Source organism: Streptomyces fractus (genome assembly GCF_049844455.1).
Classification (GTDB): domain Bacteria; phylum Actinomycetota; class Actinomycetes; order Streptomycetales; family Streptomycetaceae; genus Streptomyces; species Streptomyces fractus.
This window is the reverse complement of record NZ_JBMYHI010000002.1, coordinates 4850918-4875290: the sequence shown is the minus strand read 5'-3', so window position 1 is coordinate 4875290 and position 24373 is coordinate 4850918. Positions and strand designations below refer to the sequence as shown.

17 protein-coding genes and 1 riboswitch are annotated in these 24373 nt (G+C 71.2%); of the genes, 8 read left to right on the top strand and 9 right to left on the bottom strand.

All coding sequences use genetic code 11. The features are described from left to right. Positions 1-18 precede the first annotated feature (18 nt). Complete coding sequence (locus ACP4E5_RS24080; RefSeq protein ID WP_425831959.1) at positions 19-5127, bottom strand: DUF5979 domain-containing protein; 5109 nt, start codon at positions 5125-5127, stop codon at positions 19-21. A 98-nt stretch (positions 5128-5225) separates the two neighbouring features. Beyond that, entirely contained in the window at positions 5226-5477 is a 252-nt protein-coding gene (locus tag ACP4E5_RS24075; RefSeq protein ID WP_425831957.1) for a winged helix-turn-helix domain-containing protein, read from the bottom strand. 163 nt (positions 5478-5640) lie between these two features. Between ACP4E5_RS24075 and ACP4E5_RS24070 the strand changes: the two genes are divergently transcribed. From ACP4E5_RS24070 to ACP4E5_RS24055, 4 genes are all read left to right on the top strand, one after another. Then, positions 5641-5832, top strand: coding sequence for a hypothetical protein (locus ACP4E5_RS24070; protein ID WP_425831955.1), 192 nt, complete (start codon positions 5641-5643; stop codon positions 5830-5832). After that, positions 5829-6098 (top strand): hypothetical protein, encoded by a 270-nt coding sequence (locus ACP4E5_RS24065; RefSeq protein WP_425831953.1) that lies wholly within the window; start codon positions 5829-5831, stop codon positions 6096-6098. Before ACP4E5_RS24070 ends, ACP4E5_RS24065 begins: the two co-directional genes overlap by 4 nt. A 65-nt stretch (positions 6099-6163) precedes the next feature. Next, the gene (locus ACP4E5_RS24060; protein ID WP_425831951.1) at positions 6164-6826 is read left to right on the top strand and encodes a Uma2 family endonuclease; all 663 of its coding nucleotides are present in this window, start codon (positions 6164-6166) and stop codon (positions 6824-6826) included. A gap of 106 nt (positions 6827-6932) precedes the next feature. Next, positions 6933-9425, top strand: coding sequence for a polysaccharide lyase family 8 super-sandwich domain-containing protein (locus tag ACP4E5_RS24055; protein ID WP_425831949.1), 2493 nt, complete (start codon positions 6933-6935; stop codon positions 9423-9425). Positions 9426-9448: 23 nt separating this feature from the next. Here ACP4E5_RS24055 and cobN read toward each other — a convergent pair whose 3' ends face one another. Further along, positions 9449-13246, bottom strand: coding sequence for a cobaltochelatase subunit CobN (cobN, locus tag ACP4E5_RS24050; RefSeq protein WP_425831947.1), 3798 nt, complete (start codon positions 13244-13246; stop codon positions 9449-9451). A gap of 54 nt (positions 13247-13300) precedes the next feature. Continuing rightward, positions 13301-13394: riboswitch (cobalamin riboswitch) on the bottom strand. A gap of 190 nt (positions 13395-13584) precedes the next feature. Between cobN and ACP4E5_RS24045 the strand changes: the two genes are divergently transcribed. From ACP4E5_RS24045 to ACP4E5_RS24035, 3 genes are read left to right on the top strand one after another with little or no spacing between them, the layout of a single operon-like run. After that, a complete protein-coding gene (locus ACP4E5_RS24045) occupies positions 13585-14919 on the top strand; it encodes a cobalamin biosynthesis protein CobG (RefSeq protein ID WP_425831945.1) in 1335 nt (444 codons plus the stop codon). Between the two features lie 8 nt (positions 14920-14927). Then, positions 14928-15578 (top strand): precorrin-8X methylmutase, encoded by a 651-nt coding sequence (locus ACP4E5_RS24040; protein WP_425831943.1) that lies wholly within the window; start codon positions 14928-14930, stop codon positions 15576-15578. Continuing rightward, entirely contained in the window at positions 15575-17134 is a 1560-nt protein-coding gene (locus tag ACP4E5_RS24035) for a precorrin-2 C(20)-methyltransferase (RefSeq protein WP_425831941.1), read from the top strand. The genes ACP4E5_RS24040 and ACP4E5_RS24035 overlap by 4 nt, the downstream gene beginning before the upstream one ends. A gap of 179 nt (positions 17135-17313) precedes the next feature. Here ACP4E5_RS24035 and ACP4E5_RS24030 read toward each other — a convergent pair whose 3' ends face one another. Further along, a complete protein-coding gene (locus ACP4E5_RS24030) occupies positions 17314-18048 on the bottom strand; it encodes a cobalt-precorrin-6A reductase (RefSeq protein ID WP_425831939.1) in 735 nt (244 codons plus the stop codon). Between the two features lie 11 nt (positions 18049-18059). Here ACP4E5_RS24030 and ACP4E5_RS24025 point away from each other — a divergent pair, with 11 nt between their 5' ends. Further along, positions 18060-19220, top strand: coding sequence for a cobalt-precorrin-5B (C(1))-methyltransferase (locus ACP4E5_RS24025; RefSeq protein WP_425831937.1), 1161 nt, complete (start codon positions 18060-18062; stop codon positions 19218-19220). Here the strand turns inward: ACP4E5_RS24025 and ACP4E5_RS24020 are convergent. The 5 genes from ACP4E5_RS24020 to ACP4E5_RS24000 form a co-directional block, all read right to left on the bottom strand. Beyond that, the gene (locus ACP4E5_RS24020; RefSeq protein WP_425831935.1) at positions 19205-20239 is read right to left on the bottom strand and encodes a hypothetical protein; all 1035 of its coding nucleotides are present in this window, start codon (positions 20237-20239) and stop codon (positions 19205-19207) included. The two genes, ACP4E5_RS24025 and ACP4E5_RS24020, sit on opposite strands and share 16 nt — an antisense overlap. 20 nt (positions 20240-20259) lie before the next feature. Then, the gene (locus ACP4E5_RS24015; protein WP_425831933.1) at positions 20260-20769 is read right to left on the bottom strand and encodes a SigE family RNA polymerase sigma factor; all 510 of its coding nucleotides are present in this window, start codon (positions 20767-20769) and stop codon (positions 20260-20262) included. 94 nt (positions 20770-20863) lie between these two features. Next, positions 20864-22024 (bottom strand): ABC transporter permease, encoded by a 1161-nt coding sequence (locus tag ACP4E5_RS24010; protein ID WP_425841617.1) that lies wholly within the window; start codon positions 22022-22024, stop codon positions 20864-20866. A 128-nt stretch (positions 22025-22152) separates the two neighbouring features. Next, the gene (locus ACP4E5_RS24005) at positions 22153-22857 is read right to left on the bottom strand and encodes an ABC transporter ATP-binding protein (RefSeq protein WP_425831931.1); all 705 of its coding nucleotides are present in this window, start codon (positions 22855-22857) and stop codon (positions 22153-22155) included. Then, on the bottom strand, positions 22854-24332 hold the full coding sequence (locus tag ACP4E5_RS24000; RefSeq protein WP_425831926.1) for an efflux RND transporter periplasmic adaptor subunit: 1479 nt from the start codon (positions 24330-24332) through the stop codon (positions 22854-22856). Before ACP4E5_RS24000 ends, ACP4E5_RS24005 begins: the two co-directional genes overlap by 4 nt. Positions 24333-24373 lie beyond the last annotated feature (41 nt).

The window sequence follows — 24373 nt, the reverse complement described above, 5'->3', positions numbered from 1 at the left end:
TGCGGGTGACGCTGAGGGTCAGGCGCGGCCCCTGCGGGACATCGCGCGGACCGTGAAGCCGGTCGCGAGGGCGAGCACCGTGAGGAGGGCGCCCAGGAGCGTCCAGTCGCGGAAGCCGGTGTCGGCGAGGTGGCCGCCGCCGTCGTGGCCGCCGGTGCCGCCGCCGCCGGTGCCGCCGCCGTCGGTGCCGCCCGAGCCGCCGGACTCCGGGAAGGTGTTGGTGACGTCGACCGAGGCCGCGCCGTCCACCTGGACCTTGCCGTCCGTGCCGTCGTCGGAGGCCGCGTACGTCACCGTGTCACCGGTGGGCACGTTCGTCTCCTTGACGGTGCAGGTCGAGCCTTCCGGGACGCTGATCGTGCGGTCCTCGCCGTCCTTCAGCTCGAAGGAGCTGTCGTCGCCGGAGAGCGCCACGTCGCCCTGGTCGGTGGTGCAGGCGAGCGAGAAGTCGTACGGGCCCGCGTCGCCGTTCACCACGTGCTTGCTGACGGTCAGGTCGGCCGCCGGGAAGGTGTTGGTCACGTTGATCGCCGCCTGCTCGTCGGAGTCGGACGCCGTGACCACCGCCGGGTTGTCGGCGGACCCGTGGTCGACGGTCGCCTTCGCCGCGCCCCCGGTGTCCACCTCCTCCGCCCAGCAGCGGGAGTTCACCGGCAGCGGCTTGATGGTGACCGGTTCGCCGGCCTTCACCTCGTACGTCTTGTGCACGATGCGGTCGCTCGGGGCGCCGGAGGCGTCGGGGAGGGTGCAGGACACGTCGACGCCGTAGGTGCGGCCGTCGTCCGCGTAACCCGCCGCGTCACCGTCCAGCGACTTGGTGAGCTGCAGCGCGCCGAACTCGTAGGAGTTGGTGATCCGGGCGAACTGCGGGGTCTCCGTGCCGATGTTCGGCTTGATGGTGACCTCGACGGGGTTGTCCTTGGTGTGGTCGGTCTGGCCGCCTCTGGCGGAGGTCTCCCAGATCTCGCACTTGGCGCCCGCCGGGATGCCCTTGACGTTCACCGGTTTGTCCACGGACACCCGGTAGTCCTCGTCGAGGACCGTGCGGGGCAGTCTGCCCTGCGGGTGGATGGTGCAGGTGACGTGGTACGAGTACGGCACCTTGCGGAGCATGTCGGTCGCCGCTTCCGGGTGCTTGCCGAGCCGCTTCACGAGCCTCAACTCACCGTAGGCGAGGGCGACTCCGACGCGGATCGGCTCGTTGGCCTGGAGTACCCGCGGGGTGCCCGCGCGGTCGGTGGTCTCGTTGTGGGCGTAGGAGTTCCAGGCGATGGTCGGGTCACCGTTGTGGGTGACGTCGAGCGGGGCGTCCATCGCGTAGGTGATGTCGACGGTGCCGCCAGGGGCCAGCTGCGTCGGGAACGCGATGTCCATCTTGGCGCCGACGGCCTTGTCGCTGTACGCGTCGTCCCAGGTGCCGGATCCGCACTGGGCGGCGCTCGAACCGGCGCCACCCATGTCGAGGTCGTCGGTGCACAGCGGCTCGTCGTTCTCGTAGCTGACGTCCATCGTGCCGGGGGCGCCGCCGTCGAACTTGGGCGGGGAGGCGAGCGTGGGCCGCTTGTCCCAGGCCGTCTCGCGGTCCTGGTCGAGGATGACGCCCTTGTCGCCCTGGACCGGGAACCGGTCGACGATCCGCATGTTCGTGCCGGACTCGGTTCCGGCGTTCTGAATGTGCATCAAGTAGTGGTACTGGTCACCGGGGTTGACCAGGGCGATGCACGGGTTGGCGGTGTACTTGCGGCCGGTGGAGTCGGTCAGCACACGGCACGAGGAGTCGTTGAGGCCGACGGTCTTCTTGTCCTGCGTGTTGTACCAGCCGAGGTCCGGGTTGCCCGCCACCCACTTACGGGCGTTGAACGCGGCGCCGGTCTTGGCCTTCAGCGTCGCCGTGTCCGTGCAGTACAGGCCCGAACCGAACATCGTGCCGTTCTTGTCCGACTTGCCGTCACAGGCCATGTCGGGGTCGGACGAGGTGGCGCCCATGGTGTTGGTGACGACGTCGTCGGCGTTGATGCCGGCTTCGAGCGTCACGTGGATCTCGATGGTGAAGCTGGCGCCCGGCGCGAAGTTCCAGGCCTTGCCGTCGTCGGCCTTGGAGAAGTCCCAGGTGAGTCCGGAGACCCGGTCACCGTCGGCGGTCTCCGAGAACTTCGGGGTGGGGATGGCGACGGTGCCGTCCGGTTCCTTCTTGTCGATGATCTTGTACGGCTCGCCGTTGTCGCCCTCGAAGGTGTCGAGGAACGCGATGCCCTTGGGCAGATCGTCCTTGACGACGAGGTTCGGGACATTGGCGGTGCCGGTGTTGGTGACCTGCAGATAGAAGGGGGCGTCCTCGCCGGGAGAGAGGTCGGTGTCCTTGGTCTTGTCGACGCCGATCACCGGGTCACCCTTGACCAGGTCGAGGGTGGCGTTGACGGGGTCGATGGCCCTGGGCTTGTCCGGGTCCTCGACCTTGGTGAGGAACTGGCCGCTGGCCGTGTCCTCCAGGTGGTCCGGGATCGGCTCGCCGGTGCTGCGCGAGGCGGGCCGGGGGCTGACGTCGAGAACGAGGAGCCCGGAGCAGCTGTTGTTGGTGCACTCCGGCTTGATCACGTAGCCGTTGTTGTCGGTGCTCGTCGACGTGTAGGTGGCGCGGATGCCGGTGACGTCCGCGGCGTTCACGCCGGACGGCAGGGCGGCCGAGGAGGCCGGGGTTCCGTTGACCCACTTCCCGTCCACGTACGCGTCGATCTGCACCTGGTTCGCGCCGGCCGGCATCTGGTTCGACTTGATGGACACGAGGTCCACGGCGTCGAAGAAGTCGTCGTCCTGGTCGGTGATCTTCAGGTACTTGGCCGACATGTTGCCGGTGTTGCGCACCGTGAGCGTCATGTCCGCGTGCTGCCGGGGCAGACCCGGCACGTACTCGGGCAGCTGGCCGGGGGCGATCGTCTTGTCCAGCGAGGCGCCATCGTTCGCGGGCCCGGTCTCCATGGACCTGCAGTCACCGCCCTTGAAGTCACCGCCCTGGCTGTCCTTCGCCGTGACCGAGAAGCAGTTCTGGAACGTCTCGCCGTTCTCGACGCCGTCGCGGCGTTCGGCGGTGACGTTGATGGTGACGGTGTCGTCCGGCGCCATCGTGCCGTTGTGGACCCCGCGCACGCCGGTGGCCCGCGCGAGCACGTCGGCGTCCACGCCCTCGTAGTCGACCCAGGCATCCGTGTCCGGGTCATACACCTGGAGGGTCACCGGCGCATTGGACGGCGACACGGAGACGGACGTGATCTCCAGCTTGTCGAAGGGGCTGGCCGTGCTGGGCTTCCCGTCCGCGTCGGCGGCCGGGTCGGTGATGACCACGTCGCTCAGCGGCAGGTTGCCGGTGTTCGTGAACTTCAGCTGCATGTCGATGGGCTGGCCCGGCGGCACGTCGGTCTGGCTGACGGTCTTGACGCCGCTGCCGTCGCCCTTCGGGTCCTCGACGATGAGGTCCTGGCAGGCGACGCCGGAAGCGGTGCCGCTGCCGTCGGAGCGACCCGCGTCGCCCTTCGTGCCGGCGCAGTTGCGCACGCCGTCGGCCACGTCCGCCTCGTCGACGGCATCGGTGAGGGTGCCGTGCAGGTCGAGACCCGCGGTGGCGCCCTCGGCGATGCTCGGGTTTCCGTCGGCGTCAGTGCCGGTGTACACCACCTCGACCTTGGTGACCTGCTTGCAGGCCGCGGGAACGTCGTAGGTCGCGTTCTCCGTGTAGGTCTTCTCCTCGGTGGATCCGTCCTCGCAGGTGACGGTCAGCTTCGCCTCCGTCGCGCCCTCGGGGAAGCGCAGTCGCACCTTGTCGACGTCGAGCTTGTCGAACTCGTTGCCCGCCGCGTTCTCGTCCGGCTCGGTGATCGTCAGCGACTTCACCTTGAACGGCGACTTGTTCGTGAGGTCGACCCCGGTGCTGACCGGCGAGTTCTCGCCGATCACCGCGTGCTCGTTGCCTGCGTGCGAGAAGTCGCCGTTGGTGTCGGCGTAGTACTTCTTCGTCGAGTCCAGCACCAGGATGTCCGGCAGGATGTCGTACGTGTCGCAGGCCTGGGCCCCGTCGACGCTCCCGTCGGTCTTCTCCTCCACCGACGGGGTCGCGCAGTTGTCGACCGTGATCTTGTCGGTGGGCTCCAGCTTCGAGCCGTCCGAGCGCTTGGTGTCGCGCAGCTTCAGGCCGATGTCGACGGTGCCGCCGTTCTCGTCGTACGGCAGCGGATCGCCGGCGCTGTTGGTGAAGACGACCTCGACGCCGGTCACGTCACCCGGGTCCACGCCAGTGGGCAGCGGGAGTTCGCCGGGCGAGGTGATGGTGTCGCCGGTGTGCTTCTGGCCGTCCGACGTGGTGACCACCATGTGCGCCTCGTCGGCGCCCTTGGGGAAGGCGGTCACCGTGGCCTTGGTGAAGTCGAAGTACTCGAACGTATCGGCCGTGTTGTCCGACACCGACAGCTCGGTGACCTCGGTCGACGAGGAGGAGCTGTTGCGGACGTTCAGCTTGACCGTGGACTCCTCACCGGAGAGCGCGACCGCCGAACCGTCCTCCCAGTCCTTGGTCGCCACCGGCTTCACCACGCGCGGGATGGAGATGGTGATGTCCGAGTCGGAGGTCTTCGGGTCCGCGTTGTCAGCCTCGACCTTCGCCGTATTGGTGACGGTGTCGCCGTCCTCGTACGTCGTGTCGGTCGGGACCCGCATCCCGATCTCGACCGCGCCCGACTGCCCGGCCCGCAGACCGGTCTTGCCGACCGGGTTCTGCAGCGGCACCTTGTAGACCACCGTGAGCTGGCGGGTCGCCTCGTCGTACGTCACGTCACGCGTGGTGTCCGACTTCGGCAGGCTGGTCACCTCCAGGCCCGCCGGCAGGGTGTCGGTGACCGTGAAGTTCACGCAGTCCACGGTCAGGCCCGAGCACTGGCCGTTCAGGGTGTAGACGAACTCGTCGCCCGGCTTCTGCGGTGTACCCCCGGTGTCATTGGTCTTGGTGATGCCGACTTCACTCATGGGGTCGTCGGCAGCGGCGAACGATGCCGCGAGGGCCTGGGAACCGAACAGCAGGCTGAGCACGGCCGCCATCACGACCCACAGGCGCAAGCGCGAGAGTCTTCCAACCTTGGACATGAGCGCGACGGTAGGGCTTTGCGCCTTATACGTCCGTCATGGCACACCGGTCGGTTGACGGTCTATCAGACATTTCGCCCGATTGGCCTGATAGGGCGTCAGGCGTCAGGCAGCTCTCGGACGACGAAGGTGCCGCGGGCGGGAACGGTCACCGCGAGGCCGCGGTCGCGCAGTATGGCCATCGCGCGGCGCACGGTCTGCGTCCCCGCGGTGTACTCCTCGGAGAGCGCCATGACACCGGGGAGCCGCCTGCCCGGCTCGAACTCGCCGCTCCTGATGCGGCGTTCAAGGATGTCGGCCAGCTGCTCGTAGTGGTACTCGGCGGCCAGCGGGTCGATCTTTTCTGCCATACCCGTGAACATATCGAGCCCGACAGCGTTCGCGCATTATCGATTTCGGTCGGTAACGGTCGACCGAGGTCCACCGTGACTGACCGTGGTTAGTCTCACGGAAAAGCCCCCGCGACGCGGGAACGTCCGGGGGCACGGCCAACGCCCTACCGGAGCGCTGACAATGACCGACCTTATCCGCCGTGCCCTGACCTGGGTGCTGCTTCTCGTACTTCCCGGCACGGGCCGCCACCGCGCCGGTGACCCCATCCCCGCGCAACGCCGTAGGCACAGGCGCAGGCGGCTCGCGCTCGTCCTCGCCGCCGATTACGGGATCGATCTCGACCAGCACGTACGAGGAGCAGCAGCCGCATGAACGACGAGCCCACCACTGTTCACCGCCCCGTCCGCATGTGCGTGTGGTGCGAAGTGATCACGAACGAACCCGTGCTCGTGGCCGAGGTGCACCAGGGCACCGGACCGGGCTTCAACGTGTACGCCTGCCCAGAGTGTGCCTCTGCTGCGGAGATGCGCCATGTCGGTGACACAGCCGCGCGGACAAGCCGCCACTTCGATCGTGCGCACGACTGGACCGCACCCGACGACGCGGAACGGCGTCACCGCGAGGAGAAGGCCCGGTGATCTACGTCCACGACGTCACCTGAGACGACTACTGTGAACGGCGGAACGCGATCCGTGGAGGCGGCATGTCAGCGAGCGCACACGAGGCATCCGGATTCAACCTGCCCGAGACCATGACCTGGGACGAGTTGGACGAACTCCCCGGCGACATCGCCAAGGACATCGAGCTGTGGCAGGGCAGGGTCGTGTGGAACAAGCGCCCCCCGATGGAGCACCAGCGGGCCGCCAGGCGTCTGTGCAACGCGATCGAGGCCAACGCACGCCGCGCCATGCGGGACGAGACCGGCGGCAAGGAGGAGCGCTGTTGGCAGGCCGAAACAGAAACCAACGTCTTCTTCACACCCGGCAAGTCCACCTTCCTCACCCCCGACTTCCTGGTCCGCCGCTGCCTGCCCCGCGGAGCCGACACCTTCGTCGGTGACACCGTGCTGGTGGGTGAGGTGCTCTCCGGCTCCGACACCCCCAAGCGCAGGCAGTGGAAGATGAACCGGTACGCGGAGGGCGGTATCCCCTGGTACTGGGAGATCGAGCTCGACTCCGGCGGGACCTGGGACGTCACAGCGGTGCGGGCGTACGGGCTCGCGGCCCTCGACCACGCCGGGCTCGCCGTCAAGCCGCTGCGCCCCGCGCTGTACGTGCCCGTCGGCGAATGGGAACCGGCCGGCCTCGGTATCGAGTTCCCCGAGCCCTTCGCCATGGGCATCGGCTGGGAGGACCTGGCGTTCTGAGCCCGACACCGTGCCCCGCCGGTAACCCTTGTCGCGGATCATCCCGTCTGCTTGACTCCGCCCGCGCGTGCCGATCGTGGGCGAACGACGGAGGGACGGACGACCGATGGACATCACCCGTAGACGTCTGTTGAGTGTTCTCGCCGCGAGCGGGGTGCTCGCCGCGATACCCACCGAGTGGGCGAGTGCGGCTCAACTCGCGGACGGGGCAGCGAAGTTGCTCGCCAACGCGGCCGACATGTTCGCGGGCACCGCCGAGTCCAACGCCCGTAAGGAGACCGCCGACAAGCTCGCCGCGATCGAGAAGACGGCGCGGGCGAACCTCTCGGCGATGGACGCGGCCTCGGGTGACGGGGAGCTGTTCAAGGGCGTGCCGCTCGGCAGCAGCGACCCGAACCTCAACACCACGTATCAGCGGGTGTACGAGATCGCGCTCGCCACCCGTACACCCGGTATCTCCGGTGATCTGTACGGGAGTTCGGCGGTGCGCGGGCGGGTCGTCGACGCGTTGACGTGGCTGCACAAGAACTACTACGGCGACCAGTCCACGGGCTATTACGGCAACTGGTTCACCTGGGAGATAGGCGTCTCGCAGCACGTCAGCCGGACGCTCGTGCTGCTCGGGGACGCGGCGTCCGCCGAGCTGACCGCCACGTACATCGCCTCCATGGACGCCTATCTGCGCAACGGCAAGGACGGCGACGTCGACCTCGACTCACGGTTCCACACGGGCGCCAACCTCGCCGACATCACCACCAACCGCATCCTCCAGGGCGCCCTCACCGGCGACGAGGCCCGCATCCGCAAGGCGCTCACCGACCAGCTGACCGTCTTCGCGACCATCGACCCGTACCAGCTCCAGCACGGGGTGACCGACGGCCACTACGCCGACGGCTCCTTCATCCAGCACTCCTCCGTCGCGTACACCGGTTCGTACGGAAAGGGCCTGCTCACGCGGGTCGTCCAGACGCTGAAGCTGCTCGACGGGACCGGGTTCGCGTACGGCGACGAGCTGATCCCGACGGTCCAGCGGTGGGTGCGCGACGGGTTCGCGCCGCTGATCTTCGAGGGCTGGATGATGGAGGCGGTGAAGGGGCGCGCCGTGTCCCGGACGGGCAGCGGCTACGCCGATTCCGCGACGGTCGTCGAGGCCGTCGTCGACCTCGCGTCGCTGTCGAGCGGGGACGAGGCTCTCGCGCTGAAGAAGTACGTGAAGCACATCCGCGCCACGTCGAAGGCGGGCCTCGACCCGACGGCCTTCGTCTCGCCGCTGAGCATCGTCCGGTACGCCGACATCCTCGCCGACGACTCCGTGTCCCCCGCCGATCTCAACCCTCCGGCCCGCTCCGTCGCCTTCAACGCCATGGACCGCACGGTGCACCGCCGCCCCGGCTACGCCTTCGCCCTGTCCCGCAGTTCGCGGCGCATCAGCAAGTACGAGTACATGAGCGGCGAGAACCTGATGCCGTGGTTCCAGGGGGACGGGGCCCACTACCTGCACCTGGCGGGTCAGGACCAGACCCGGTCGTTCGGCGTCGACTACTTCACCACCGTCTCCCCGTACGGCCTCGCGGGCGTGACGGCGCCGGTCGAACACCGGGGAACCGTACCGGAGTTGTACGACGGCAAGCTCTTCTACGACAACCCGGACCACCCGCTGAACTTCACCGCGTCGTCCGAGTCGCAGAACAAGTACGTGTACTTCCCGACGGCCACGCAGGCGTACTCGGGCGGCGCGGTCCTCGACGGTGCGTACGGGGCGGTGGGGTGGGTCGCCTCCGACGACGTGCCCTGGCGGGACAAGCGGGCGGGGCTCCTGCCGGACGACTTCGTGGCGTATCGCGGGGCGCGGTGCACGAAGTCGTGGTTCCTGCTCGACGAGGAGATCGTCGCCCTCGCGGCCGGCGTCGGCGACGCCCCGGGCGGCGGGCGCGCGGTGACGACGACCGTCGACGCGCGGGTGGCGGCCGCCGGTGACGCGGTGACCGTGGCCGAGGGCGACGGCTGGGTGCGGTGGGCGGACGGGACGCAGGGCGCGGCGGTCGGCTACGTACGGCTCGCCGGGCCGGAGGCGAAGGCGCGGCTCGACACGGTGACGCGCAGCCGACGCGTCGTACGCACCTCGAACCCGGACACGGCGGTGACCCGGCAGGTGTTCTCCCTGACGGTGGAGCAGCCGGCCGGGGCCCAACTCGCCTCATTCGCCTACGCGTTGCTGCCGAACGCGTCGGAGGCAGCGGTGCGGGCGTACGACGCGGTGCGGGTGCTGTCGAACACGACGCGGTTGCAGGCGGTGCGCCACGAGGGGCTCGGGCTCACGGCCGCGAACACCTTCGCCGCCGGTGAGCACCACGTCGCGGGCCTGAGCGTCGAAGGACCGGCCTCCGTCCTCGTACGGCGGGGCGCGAAGGACGTGACGGTGGCGGTGTCCGATCCGACGACCGAGCGCGACACCGTGACGGTCGTGCTGCGCGGCCGTGCGCTGCGCAGGGCCGGGGGCGACGACGCGGTGCGCGTCACCGCCGTGCCGGGCGGAACCCGGCTCGACGTCGACACGCACCACGCGTACGGGCGGAGCTTCGGCGTGACGCTGAAGTAGCCCGCAGGGCCGGACGGTGCGGCCTACTCGTCCGCCTCCAGGTCGCCCTCCGTCTCCAGGTACACCTGGCGGAGGGCCTCCAGCGTCTGCGGGTCGGGCTTCTCCCACATGCCGCGCGACTCGGCCTCCAGGAGCCGTTCGGCGATTCCGTGCAGGGCCCACGGGTTGTTCTCCGTGAGGAACTGGCGGTTCGTCTCGTCGAGGACGTACGTCTCGGTCAACTTGTCGTACATCCAGTCGGCGATGACGCCGGTCGTGGCGTCGTAGCCGAACAAGTAGTCCACCGTGGCGGCGAGTTCGAAGGCGCCCTTGTAGCCGTGGCGGCGCATCGCCTCGATCCACTTGGGGTTGACGACGCGGGCCCGGAAGACGCGGGACGTCTCCTCGACGAGCGTGCGGGTCTTGACCGTCTCCGGGCGGGTGGAGTCGCCGATGTACGCCTCCGGGGCCGAGCTCCGCAGCGCGCGCACGGTCGCGACCATGCCTCCGTGGTACTGGAAGTAGTCGTCGGAGTCGGCGATGTCGTGCTCGCGGGTGTCGGTGTTCTTGGCGGCGACCGCGATGCGCTTGTAGGCCGTCTCCATCTCCGCTCGGGCCGCCTTGCCCTCCAGGCCGCGGCCGTACGCGTAGCCGCCCCACACCGTGTAGACCTCGGCGAGGTCGGCGTCCGTGCGCCAGTCCTTGGAGTCGATCAGCTGGAGCAGGCCGGCGCCGTACGTGCCCGGGCGCGAACCGAAGATGCGGGTCGTCGCGCGGCGCTCGTCGCCGTGCTCGGCCAGGTCGGCCTGGGTGTGCGCCCGCACGTGGTTGATCTCGGCCGGTTCGTCGAGCGACGCGGCGAGGCGGACCGCGTCGTCGAGGAGGCCGATGGTGTGCGGGAACGCGTCGCGGAAGAACCCGGAGATCCGCAGGGTGACGTCGACGCGGGGGCGGTTCAGCTCCTCGTACGGGATCGGCTCCAGGCCGGTGACGCGGCGCGAGGCGTCGTCCCAGACCGGGCGGATGCCGAGGAGGGCGAGGGCCTCCGCGATGTCGTCGCCGGCGGTGCGCATGGCGCTCGTGCCCCACAGGGACAGGCCCACGGAGGTGGGGTATTCGCCGTTGTCGTCCTTGTAGCGGGTGAGGAGGCTCTCCGCGAGGGCCTGGCCGGTCTCCCACGCGAGGCGGCTCGGGACGGCCTTCGGGTCGACGGAGTAGAAGTTCCGCCCGGTCGGGAGGACGTTCACGAGTCCGCGCAGCGGTGAGCCGGACGGGCCGGCGGGCACGAATCGGCCCTCCAGCGCGCGGACGGCGTTGGTGAGTTCGTCGGTCGTCGCGCTCAGCCGGGGGACGACTTCGCGCGCGGCGAAGTCGAGGATCGCGGCGACGGGGTCGAGGCCGTCGTCATCGGTGCCCGGCACCGTGCGCCGCCTTGCCCACCCTGCCGCCCCAGGCGGCAGATTGCCCAAGGCGGGAGCGGCACCATCACGCCCTTCCATGGGCAAATCCAGCCCCGCCGGCGTTTGAGGCGCGGGGTCCGGGGCGGAGCCCCGTGGCGTGAGGGCGGACAGGGCGGAACCGACCGCGGCCGGGTCCCAGTCCGCCGCTTCCATCGCCTCGACGAGGGCCCGCGCCACGGACTCCGCCTCATCCGCCGCGACGCGGGTCGCAGCCGATTCGTCGAGGCCGAGCGCCTCCCGCAACCCCGGCAGGGCCTGGTTGCCACCCCAGATCTGACGCGCACGCAGAATCGCCAGGACCAGGTTGACCCGATCCGCCCCGGCGGGCGCCGAGCCGAGAACATGCAGACCGTCACGGATCTGGACGTCCTTGATCTCGCAGAGCCAGCCGTCGAGATGCATGATGAAGTCGTCGAAGCCCTCGTCCTCGGGCCGGTCCTCGATCCCCAGGTCGTGGTCGAGCTTCGCGGCCTGGATGAGGGTCCAGATCTGGGCCCGGATCGCCGGCAGCTTCGCCGGGTCCATGGACGCGATCTGGGCGTGCTCATCGAGGAGTTGCTCCAGGCGCGCGATGTCACCGTAGGAGTCCGCGCGGGCCATCGGCGGCACCAGATGGTCGATGAGCGTCGCGTGTACGCGCCGCTTCGCCTGCGTGCCCTCGCCCGGGTCGTTGACCAGGAACGGGTAGATCAGGGGCAGGTCGCCGAGCGCCGCGTCCGGCCCGCACGCGGCGGACAGGCCCGCGTTCTTGCCGGGCAGCCACTCCAGGTTGCCGTGCTTGCCGAGGTGGATCATCGCGTCCGCGCCGAAACCACCGTCGGACGCGGAGGCCGCGATCCAGCGGTACGCCGCCAAGTAGTGGTGCGACGGCGGGAGATCGGGGTCGTGGTAGATCGCGATCGGGTTCTCGCCGAAGCCGCGCGGCGGCTGGATGAGGATGAGCAGGTTCCCGCGCCGCAGCGCCGCGAGGACGATGTCGCCCTCGGGATTGCGGGAGCGGTCCACGAACATCTCGCCGGGCGGCGGGCCCCAGTGCCGCTCGACCGACTCCCGGAGCTCGGCCGGGAGCGTCGCGTACCAGCGCTTGTAGTCGGCGGCCGGGATGCGGACGGGGTTCTTGGCGAGCTGCTCCTCGGTGAGCCACTCCTGGTCGTGGCCGCCCGCGTCGATGAGCGCGCGGATCAGCTCGTCGCCGTCGCCGGAGGCCAGGCCGGGGATCTCGGCGCGGTCACCGAAGTCGTAGCCCTCGTCGAGGAGCCGGCGCAGCAGCGACACCGCGGACGCCGGGGTGTCGAGGCCCACCGCGTTGCCGATGCGGGAGTGCTTCGTCGGGTACGCGGACAGGACGAGCGCGAGCTTCTTGTCCTGGGCCGGGATGTGCTTCAGGCGGGCGTGCCGCACCGCGATCCCGGCGACGCGTGCCGCCCGCTCGGGGTCGGCGACGTACGCCGGGAGCCCGTCCTCGTCGATCTCCTTGAAGGAGAACGGGACGGTGATGAGGCGGCCGTCGAACTCCGGCACCGCGATCTGGCTCGCGGCGTCGAGCGGCGAGACGCCCTCGTCGTTCGCCTCCCAGTCGGCGCGCGACGAGGTCAGGCACAGCGCCTGGAGGATCGGCACGTCGAGCTGCGTGAGCGCGCCCGCGTCCCACGACTCGTCGTCGCCACCGGCGCTCGCCTCGGCGGGGCGGGTGCCGCCCGCCGCGAGGACCGTCGTGACGATCGCGTCGACGGGGCGCAGCGCGTCGATCAGCTCCGGTTCGGGGGCGCGCAGCGAGGCGACGTACAGCGGGAGCGGGCGGGCGCCGGCGCGCTCGATCTCGTCGCAGAGGCCGTGCACGAACGCCGTGTTGCCGCTCATGTGGTGGGCGCGGTAGTAGAGCACGGCGACCGTGGGGGCGTCGCCGTGCCGCGTGGATGCCGCGCGCTCCAGGGGGCCCCAGGTCGGGGCGGCCGCCGGCGGCTCGAAGCCGTGGCCGGTCAGGAGCACGGTGTCGGAGAGGAAGCGGGCCAGGTGGTCCAGGTTCGCGGGGCCGCCGTGCGCCAGGTACTTGTGGGCCTCGGCCGCGATGCCGATCGGCACCGTGGACGTCGCCATCAGCTGGGCGTCGGGGGCCTGTTCACCGGTGAGGACGACCAGCGGGACGCCGGCGGCGAGCAGCCGGTCGATGCCGTCCTGCCAGGCGCGGACGCCACCGAGGAGGCGTACGACGACCAGGGCCACGCCGTCGAGGAGGCCCGGCAGGTCCGTCTCCACGTCGATGCGGGAGGGGTTCTCGAAGCGGTAGGCGACCGGGGCGTCGGCGGCGTTGGCCGCACGGGCGCTGAGCAGGTCGGTGTCCGACGTCGACAGGAGCAGGAGCTGCGAAGGCTGCTGGGGCATGCGTCGTCTGGCCTTCCTCGGGGTGTCCGCGCCCCGGGTGGTCGTGTGTACAGGGAGTTCCTGGCTCGCTCTCCGTGTGGAGAGTTCACAGTGGCGGGACCGCGCCGGAATCGCACCGGGCTTCCTCCCCTGTCGCCGTCGCCGGCGATGGCCGACCGGGTCCGGGCAGCCACCGAGCATCGTACGGTGCCGGGCGACGACCTGGTACGGGGTGGTGGAAAGAGCCCATAGGTATGCTCCCCGGCATGTCCCCCTCCCCCATATCCGTCCCGCCCCCTGAGCCGGGTGCAGCCGCCACGGGCTCCGGTGACGCCTGCCCCGGTGCTTTGCGCCTGCACATGGCGGACGACGGGTTTCTCGCGCGAGTCCGGATCCCCGGCGGACTGCTGAGCGTGGAGCAGGCGCGGGCGCTCGCCGGGGTGGCGGGGCGGCTCGGGGACGGGATGCTGCATCTCACCTCGCGGGGGAATGTGCAACTGCGAGGGCTTCGGGACGGGTGCGGGGGTGAGCTGGCGGAGGTGCTCGGGGCGGCCGGGCTGCTGCCGTCGGCGGCGCACGAGCGGGTCCGCAACGTGGTGGCTTCGCCGATGTCCGGGCTCGATGGGCGCGGGTTCGTGGACGTGCGGGAGTGGTTGACCGGGCTCGATGCGGCGTTGTGTGCGAGTTCCGTCACGCCGGAGTTGTCCGGGCGGTTTCTGTTCGCCTTGGATGACGGGCGGGGGGATGTCGCGGGGCTCGGGGCGGATGTGTTGGTGCGGGGGTTGCCGTCGGGGGACGCGGAGGTGTCTGTCGGCGAGGTTCGGTTCCGGGTTCCTTTTGGTGGTGCGGCGGTTGCGGCGGTCGCGGTGGCGGAGGTGTTCGTGGCGGCGGCGCGGGGGGTTGCGGGGCGGGTGTGGCGGGTTGCGGAACTTGGGCTGTCCAGCGGGGAGTTGGAGCGGCTTCTTGCCGGCCACCCGTGGTTGACGTCACGGGGCGCTGCCCCGGACCCCGCGCCTCAATCGCCGGCGGGGCTTGATTTTGGCCACCCGCCGCAGGGGCCTGATGACGCTCACCCGGCGCAGGGGCTTGATGACACCCACCCGGCGTTGCGGTCTCGGGGCGCTGCCCCGGACCCCGCTGCTCAATCGCCGCAGGGGCTTGAATTTGCCCACCCGCCCGCGGGGCTTGATGGTGCCCGCCCGGCAGCGGGGCTTGATTTTGCCCGCCCGGCGGCGGGGCTTGAATTTGCGCGGCCGGTGGCGGGGCTTGAAGTTGCGCGGTCGGTGGTTGGTGTGCCGTTTGGGGCGATTGGGGGCGGGCAGTGGCGTGCGCTGGTCGACCTTGCCGATCGGCTTCCCGCCCGGGAGCTGCGGCTGACGCCCTGGCGCGGCGTCGTCGTGCCCGGTGCCACCCCGGAGCAGATCGACCGGCTCGCCGACACCGGACTCGTGAGCGATCCCACCTCACCCTGGAACCGCGTAGCGGCCTGTATCGGGCGCCCCGGATGTGCCAAGTCGCACGCCGACGTGCGGGGCGAGGCCGCCGCCCGCATCGATGAGGCGCACCCGGACCTGCCCACCTACTGGTCCGGCTGCGAACGCCGCTGCGGCCACCCCGTGGGCCCATACGTAGACGTCGTGGCGCAGCCCGGCGGCGGATACACCACCACCGTCCCCCACCACACCGAGAGCTGAGAGCAACCGTGTTCGACTACGAGAAGGACGGCGCGGCGATCTACCGCGAGTCCTTTGCCACGATCCGCGCGGAAGCCGCGGACGGACTCGCGGCGCTGCCCGCCGACGTCGCCCAGGTGGCGGTCCGCATGATCCACGCCTGCGGCCAGGTGGATCTCGTACGGGACATCGGCCACTCGACCGGCGTCGTGGCCGACGCGCGGGCCGCGCTGCGCGCCGGGGCGCCCATCCTGTGCGACGCCCACATGGTCGCCAGCGGCGTCACCCGCAAGCGGCTGCCCGCCGACAACGAGGTCATCTGTACGCTTCGTGATCCTCAAGTACCGGACCTCGCCGCCGAGTTGGGGACTACGCGCAGTGCCGCCGCGCTCGAACTGTGGCGGGACCGGCTCGACGGCGCGGTCGTCGCGATCGGCAACGCGCCCACCGCCCTGTTCCACCTCCTGGAGATGATCGCGAAGGGCGCGCCGAGGCCCGCCGCGATCCTCGGCATACCCGTCGGCTTCGTGGGCGCGGCCGAGTCGAAGGACGCGCTCGCCGCGAACGAACTCGGCCTGGAACACCTCGTCGTACGAGGGCGGCGCGGCGGCAGCGCCATCACCGCCGCCGCACTGAACGCGATCGCGACCGAGGCGGAGATCATGGAGGACCGGGCATGAGCAACTCACCTTCCCAGCACGGCAGTTCCCAGCAAGACAGTTCCCAGAAGGGCAAGCTGTACGGCGTCGGGCTCGGGCCCGGCGACCCGGAGCTGATGACCGTCGCGGCCGTGAAGGCGATCGCCTCCGCCGACGTCATCGCGTACCACTGCGCGCGCCACGGCCGTTCCATCGCCCGCTCGATCGCCGCGGAGCACATCCGTAAGGAGCAGATCGAGGAGCGGCTGATGTACCCGCTCACCGTCGAGACGACGGATCACCCCGGCGGCTACCGGGGCGCCCTCGACGACTTCTACGAGGAGGCGGCCGCCACGCTCGCCGCGCACCTCGACGCCGGGCGCACGGTGGCCGTGCTCGCCGAGGGCGACCCGATGTTCTACGGCTCGTACCAGCACATGCACAAGCGGCTCGCCGACCGGTACGAGGCGACCGTCATCCCGGGTGTCACGTCCATCAGCGCCGCCGCCGCGCGGCTCGGGCAGCCGCTGTGCGAGGACAAGGAGACGCTGACCGTCATCCCCGGCACGCTCCCGGAGGACGAGTTGACCGCGCGGATCGCCGCCGCGGACTCCGCCGTCGTCATGAAGCTGGGGCGTACGTTCACCAAGGTGCGGGCCGCGCTGGAGAGTTCGGGGCGGCTCGACGACGCGCGGTATGTCGAGCGGGCGTTCATGGAGGGGGAGCGGACGGGAGCGCTGGCCGACATCGATCCGGCGTCCGTGCCGTACTTCTCCGTCGCCGTGCTGCCGTCCCGGGTCGACGCGGAGCCGGTGGCGGACCTGGATTCGGACCCGGACCCGGCTCGCGGCGAGGTCGTGGTCGTCGGGACCGGGCCCGCGGGTGCGCCCTGGCTGACGCCGGAGTCGCGCGGTGCGCTGGTCAACGCGGACCACCTGGTCGGCTACACGACGTACCTCGCGCGCGTGCCCGGGCGTCCAGGGCAGGTGCGGCACGGGTCGGACAACAAGGTCGAGTCCGAGCGCGCCGAGTTCGCCCTCGACCTGGCCCGGCGCGGACATCGCGTCGCGGTCGTCTCCGGCGGCGACCCCGGCGTCTTCGCGATGGCGACGGCGGTGCTCGAAGTCTCCTCGGAGGACCGGTACTCGGGGATTCCGGTCCGCGTCCTGCCGGGGGTGACCGCGGCCAACGCCGCCGCGGCGAAGGCGGGGGCGCCGCTCGGCCACGACTACGCGACGATCTCGCTGTCCGACCGGCTCAAGCCGTGGGAGGTCATCGCGGAGCGCCTGCGGACCGCTGCCGCGGCGGATCTGGTCCTCGCGCTCTACAACCCCGGGTCGCGCAGCCGTACCTGGCAGGTGGGCAAGGCGCGGGAGCTGCTGCTCGAACTGCGGCTGCCGGACACGCCCGTGGTGCTTGCGCGGGATGTGGGCGGGCCGGAGGAGTCGGTCCGGGTCGTCCGGCTCGCCGACCTCGACCCGGAGGTCGTCGACATGCGTACGTTGCTGATCGTCGGGTCGTCGCAGACCCAGGCGGATGTCCGGCCGGACGGGACCACGATCGCCTGGACACCCCGCCGCTACCCCGACCCCGTCTGACACCCACCCGGCGTTGCGGTCTCGGGGCGCTGCCCCGGACCCCGCTGCTCAATCGCCGCAGGGGCTTGATTTGGGGCTCAATTTTGCTCACCTTCGCGCCTCGGCGGCGAGTGGGTATTTCAAGCCCCTGCGGCGATTGAGCAGCGGGGTATGGGGCAGAGCCCCGGCCTTTAAGTCCTTTAAGTCACCGTGGCTTGGAGCCACTGTGTTGCCGACTCCACCGTGGTGGCCACCGGGACCCCGTCCGGGACCGGCGGTCGGCGGACGACGACCACCGGGACCCCCACCTCACGCGCGGCGATCAGTTTCGGGGAGGTCGCGGTGCCGCCGCTGTCCTTGGTCACGAGGACGTCGATGGCGTGGTCCGCGAGGACCGCGCGCTCGCCGTCGAGCGTGAACGGCCCCCGGTCGAGCAGCACCTCCATCCGCGGCGGGAACGGCGGCTCGGGCGCGTCCACGGACCGTACGAGGAAGTGCGCGTCGTCGACGCCGGCGAACGCGGCGAGGCCCATCCGGCCGGTGGTGAGGAAGACCCGGCCCGCCCCGGAGACCACTCGCGCCGCCTCCTCCAGCGAAGCGACCTCACGCCAGTCGTCACCCGGACCCGGCACCCAGCCGGGCCTGCGCAGCGCGAGCAGGGGAACATGGGCGGTGGCGGCGGCCCGCGCCGCGTTGAAACTGATCGTCTCGGCGAAGGGATGGGTGGCATCGATGACCGCGTCGACCGCGTGCTCGCGCACCCACCGCGCCAGCCCATCGGCGCCGCCGAACCCGCCGATCCGCACCTCGCCGACCGGCAGCCGTGGCGCCGCGACGCGGCCCGCGAGCGAGCTGGTCACGCGGACGTACGGGTGCAGGGCCTCGGCCAGGCGCCGGGCCTCGGTCGTCCCGCCGAGAATCAGCACGTGCGGCATCGAGGAACTCCATGAACGAATCGACTGAGGCGAAGGGCGGTCGCGGGGCCCAACTCAAGCACACCGGTCTGCGGCCCGGCTGGACGACCGGCGCCTGCGCGACCGCCGCGACCACGGCCGCGTACACGGCGCTGCTGACCGGCGACTTCCCCGACCCGGTGACGATCACGCTGCCGAAGGGGCAGACGCCGTCCTTCGCCCTGGCCGTCGAGTCCCACGACGGGGAGTCCGCGACGGCTGGGGTGGTCAAGGACGCCGGCGACGACCCGGACGTCACGCACGGCGCGCTCGTACGGTCCACGGTGCGGCGCCTCCCGCCCGGCTCCGGAGTGGTGTTCAAGGCGGGCCCCGGCGTCGGCACGATCACCCGGCCCGGGCTTCCGCTGCCCGTGGGCGAGCCCGCCATCAACCCGGTGCCGCGCGAGATGATCCGTACGCACATCGACCGGGTGGCGGCGGCGGAGGGCGTCCCCGGCGACGTAGAGGTCACGGTCTCCATCGATCACGGCGAGGAGATCGCCCGCTCGACGTGGAACCCGCGGCTCGGGATCCTCGGCGGTCTGTCGGTGCTCGGCACGACGGGGATCGTCGTGCCCTACTCGTGCTCCGCGTGGATCGACTCGATCCGGCGGGGCGTCGACGTGGCGCGCGCCGCGGGCCGTACGCACGTCGCGGGCTGCACCGGCTCGACGTCGGAGAAGACGGTCGTACGTGAACACGCCCTGCCCGAGGACGCGTTGCTCGACATGGGCGATTTCGCGGGCGCGGTCCTGAAGTACATCCGCCGCCACCCGGTGGACCGGCTGACCATCTGCGGCGGCTTCGCCAAGCTGTCCAAGCTGGCGGCCGGACACCTGGATCTGCACTCGGGACGGTCACAGGTCGACAAGGGGTTCCTCGCGGACCTGGCGCGCGGGGGCGGGGCCTCGGAGGCGCTCGCCCAGGAGATCGCCGAGGCCAACACGGGCCTCGCCGCGCTCCAGTTGTGCACGGCGGCGGGCGTGCCGCTGGGCGATCTGGTGGCGGAGACGGCCCGCGACGAGGCCCTCGCCGTGCTGCGCGGCGCCCCTGTCGCGGTGGACGTCATCTGCATCGACCGGGCGGGGAACGTGGTGGGGCGCAGCGAACCCGCTGACCCCGCCCGGGCCGCCGCCGGTCACGACAGTCCCTGAGCGTCCTCGATCACGGACGGGTCCACCCACGGCTGCCACTTCGTGCTCGCGGCGACGGCCGCCACCTGCGCCGTGCTCAACGGCGGGGCGGCCACGACTGCCGGGCCGTGCTTGCCGTCCGTGCTGTTGGAGACGGTGACGACGACCCTTGTGCCGTCCTTGCGCAGTACGTCGCTGGTACGCCGCACCAGCTTCCCGATCTGCTCCTCGTAGCTGATCCGTATCGAACCGTCCGCGAGGTTGTGGGCGTCGCAGGAGGTCTGCCGCACCCCGCTCTCCTTGCGGGCCGCGCAGGAGTAGAAGTCCTGGAGCTGCGCCCTGGTGACCGGCCGGAGCGACTTGCCCTTCCCCGCGGCGCCCTCTTTCGCCCCTGCCCCGGACGCCTCTTTCGCCGCGTCCTTCGCCGTCGACCTGTCCGGGGCGGTGGCGCCGCCGCTCTTGTCCTGCTTCCCGCCTTCCGCGGTCTTCCGCGCGGCGTCCTTGCTCAGTGCGTCGACCGTGGCGAGCTGGAAGTTCCCCTCCACGCTCACCGTGGCCTCGGTCCGGGCTCCGTCAGCGGTGACGAGCAGCCGCCCGCCCGCGTTCGCGGCCCGCTCCTTGCCCGCCGGGCCGTCCCACCACTGGTAGCCGCCGGTGGCCGGTGCGCCGGGAAGCAGCGACTTGAGAACGGCCACGGACGCCTTCCCGGTGAGGGCCTTCTTTCCCGCGGGCGGGGAGATCCGCGCGGCGGCCGGCGAGAAGTCGGGGAGGGTGACGGCCGTGCCGGGGCCCCGGGCCACGGACGCCCCGCCGCCGGGCAGAATCCCGCCCGCCAGTGCCCCCGCGGTGAGTCCCGCCGCGAGGGTGAACCCCGCGGAGCCCCACAGAACCCTCCTGCGGCGCCTCATCCGTCGCCCCCTGGCCAGGCCGCCGGCCACCAAGTCGACGGTGGGGGCGGGGAGTTCACGGCCGTATGCCTCCAGGAGCTGCCCCACGCGAGGCGCGAACTCCTGCTCTTCGCCCTTCATCGGCGAGTTCATGACTGATCGGTCCCTTCCTCTCAGTGACTGACGAGAGCGCCGTACTCGCCGCCCAGCGACGTGCGGAGCTGCGCCAGTGCGCGCATGCTGCGGATCCGTACGCTGCCCGCGCTCATGCCCAGGTCCGCGGCCGCCTGCGCGACGCTGCGGTCCTCCCAGTAGCGGAGTACGACCACGGCCCGGTCCTTCGGCGACAGCTGCGCCAGGGCCCCGGCCAGAGCGACCCGCAGGGCCGGATCGTGGGACACCGACGGGTTGTCCGGCAGACGGTCCACGGGCTTCTCGTACGTCCGATGCAGCCGGACATGCGAGAGGTAGGTGCGCATCAGCATGGTGCGCACGTACGCCTGTGGACTGTCCGCCTTGCGGACTCTCCCCCAGGACACGAAGACCTTGCCCAGAGTGGTCTGCACCAGATCCTCGGCCAGATGCCAGTCGCCGCAGACCAGCAAGGCGGCGCGGAAGAGGCGCGGGCTGACGGCTTGCATGAAGGACTCGATCTCCGCCTGCCTGCGAGCTGATCCACCCATGGGTCTCCCTCTCCCGACAGCGCGTCACATCGCGTCCGCCCTCACATCAGTCATGACGCCGCGGGACCGCCGTCGCGTTACACGCCGACCCGAACTAACGGCGCAGTGCCTCCGCCGGCTGGATGCGGGATGCCCGCCACGCCGGATAGAGCCCGGCCACGAGGCCGGTGACCAGGCCGATGACGGGGGCCGCCGCGACCGTCGTCGGATGGACCACGGGCGTCCAGTCGCGCGCGACGGCGACGCCCACCACCGTCAGGGTGCCGAGGCTGGTGCCGATCAGTCCGCCGAGCGCTCCCAACGCCCCCGATTCTGCGAGGAATTGGAGCGTGATGTGGCCGCCCCGCGCGCCGAGCGCACGCCGCAGCCCGATCTCGCCGGTCCGTTCGAGGACGGCGACCAGGGTGGTGTTGGCGATGCCGACCGCCCCGATGACCAGACAGATCGCGGCGAGGAGAAGGAACAGCTGCTGAAGGTCCGAGGTCACGTGGGAGCGCAGCGTCCTGGGGTCGGGCGGCGGCTCGGCCTTGAAGTACTCGGGATGGTCGGGGCGCAGCGCCGTCGGCACCACCTTCGCCACCTGCCGCGCCGCACCGATCTTCGTGGCGATGAGCATCTTCGCGCCGCCCGCGCCGGGTTCGCCCCACAGTTTCACCGCGGTGGAGCGGGGGACCACGACCGACAGCAGCAGATCGGCCTTGCGCTTCACGTCGTCGATGATCCCCACGACGGTGAACGGCTGGTCCCCGATGAAGATCGCGGGGTGCGTCTCCAGCGTCGTGATGCCGAGCCGCGAGGCCATCCCGGCGCCGATCATCACGACGGGCTGCGCCGTGCGCTCCGCGTAGGCGTCGTACACCCGGCCCTGCGCCACGTGCGGGACCGCCGCCTCGATGACGCCGGGCGACGCGGCGACGATGTCCGCGCGTTCCCCCGACGAGGCGTCGCCGACCGGCGAGGCGCGGACCGTCGCGTCGGAGCCGCGGGTGTCGACCGTCCAGTAGACACCGGCGTGTTCGACGCCGGGCAGCCGCTCGACGCGGGCGTCGGAATCGTGCGGGAACGCGAGGTGGACGAACTCGTTCTGCTCGATGCCGATGTCCTCGACGTCGACCTCGGTGGCGGTGAGGATGTTGAAACGCGCGTCGATCTGCGAGGACGTGGTGGCGGTCAGCCCGAGGATCGCCACGAAGGTGCCGACGCCGAGGACCGTGCCGAGCGCGGTGAGTGCCGAGCGCGCGGGCCGCTGGAGCATGCCGGCCACGGACTCGCCCAGCAGGTCGCGCGGGGCGAGGACGGAGGGGGCGACGGGGCCCGCGCCGCGGCGCCCGCCGGAGCGGCGCCACGGCCATCGGGCTGGGAGCCCGCGTGGTCTGCGGTGGTTCACGTGGCGGCCACCTGCTCGTGGAGGACCCCGTCGCGGATGGCGACCGTGCGCGCGCCCCGGGCGGCGACGGTGGGGTCATGGGTGATGACCAGGACGGTCATGCCCGCTCCGTGCAGCTCTTCGAGGAGGCCGAGGACCGAGTCCGCGTTCTTGCTGTCCAGGTTGCCGGTCGGCTCGTCGCAAAGGAGCAGCGAGGGGCGGGAGACCAGCGCGCGGGCGATCGCGACGCGCTGGCGTTCCCCGCCGGACAGCCGGGTGGGCAGGGAGTCGACGCGGTGCCCGAGGCCGACCCGCCCCAGTGCCTCGCGGGCGCGGTCCGCGCGCTCGGCGCGCGGTGTGCCGTTGTAGACCATGGCGAGCAGGACGTTCTCGGCCGCGCTGCGGTGCGGCAGCAGATGGAAGGACTGGAAGACGAACCCGATGCGGCGGCCGCGCAGCGCGGTGCGGTCGCCGTCCCTGAGCGTGCCGATGTCGATGCCGTCCAGCAGGTACGTCCCCTCGGTGGGGGCGTCGAGCAGTCCCACGATGTTCAGGAACGTCGACTTCCCGGAGCCGGACGGGCCGATCACGGTGACGAACTCGCCCTGCCCGATGCGGATGTCGCAGGGCCGGAAGGCCGGTACCGGCGGCGGGCCCGGGTAGGTGAGACCCACCTGGCGGAACTCGATGACGGGGGCGTCCGCCCGCCCGGCGGGCGTCATCGCCCGGCCCCGGTGGCGGCCGACTTCACTCCCGTGACCACCTCGTCGCCCTTGGCGAGCCGTTCACCGGCGGCCGGGGTCACGGCCACGAATCCGTCGCCCGACGTGCCGGTTCGTACCTCCACCCGGCGCTGTGCGCCACCTTTTGAACGGACCGTCACCACCGTGCTGCCGTCGCCGGCCGAGGAGATCGCCGTCACCGGCACCACCAGCGCCTCGCCCTTCGTGGACGCCGCCTCGACGGTGAGCCTGACGTCCTGCCCCACCGTGTCGCCGGGCAGCGCCTTGTCCGGGGTGACCACCATCAGATAGCCCTGCGCCGCGCCGTCCCCGCCGGAACCAGAACCGGATCCTGAGCCGCCGCCATCGCCGGAACCGGCATCGCCACCTGAGGCCCCCTGCGCCGCCGCACCGTCCTGCGCGGCGGCCATGGTGTCCGCCACCGAGCGGACCGAGGCGGTGGTCGTGAACCCCGTCGCCTCCGAGCGGATCTCCACCTTCTGACCGGCCCTGACCAGCCCCTTCTGGGACTCCTGAAGGTAGCCGTCGACGGCGAGCCGGCCCGCGGAGACCGTCATCACCTTGCCGGTGGCCGTCGAGCCGAGCACCGCGTTCACGCTGTCGACCCGCGCGGGGAAGCCGGACAAATACACGACCTCCGACGCGGGCAGCATCGGCCCCGCCGCCACCTGCGCGCGCTCCAGCCTGCCGCGCGCCCGCTCGAGATCCTCCGCGGCGCGGTCCACGGCCTTGCGCGTCTCGTCATCGGCATGCTTGTCGCGGGCGTCCTTGGCGTCCTCCCAGGCGCGGTCGGCCGCGGTGACGGCGTCCTGGGCGGACTGCACCGTCGCGGCGCCGTCGCTCTGCGCGGACACCGGGCTGTAGCCGATCGAGGCGTAGAACGCGGCGAGGGCGCTCTTGGTCCCCGAGCCGAACGTCCCCGAGGCGTCCCGGCCGGTCGCGTGCCCCAACCCTGAGAGTGCCGACTGGAGTTGGGCCACGTCCGCGCCCGTGGAGCCCGGCTTCAGATCGCGGTAGACCGGCACCTTGCCCTTGAGCGCGAACACCGGACGGCCCGAGATCTCGGTCAGCACCTGCCCGGCTTGGACCCGGGTACCCACCGGCTTGGGCGCCTTGGTGACCACGGAGCCGGTCGTGCCCTCGGTGCCGCCGCCCGCCGGCGCCACGTCGACGGTCTGCCCTGCCACCACCGTGCCCCGCAGGATCACGGAGTCCTTGAGCACCCGCTTCTCCACCGGGGCGGTCAGTACGGCCTCGGCCGGCGCCTTCGCGTCCGCCGCGGCCTGCGCGGGGGACTTCACGACGAACGAGGCCGCGATCCCGGCCCCGGTCAGCAGCACCGCCGCCGCGGCCACGACCGCCACCCACTTCCGCTTCCGCGACAGGCCCCTGTCGGCGGCGGCGAGGGGTTCATCGGACACCAACTGGCGTGCGTGTTGTGCTGGTTGGGACACGGCACCTCTCCAGGCCGAGCGAGCTCTTCGACTGCTTGACG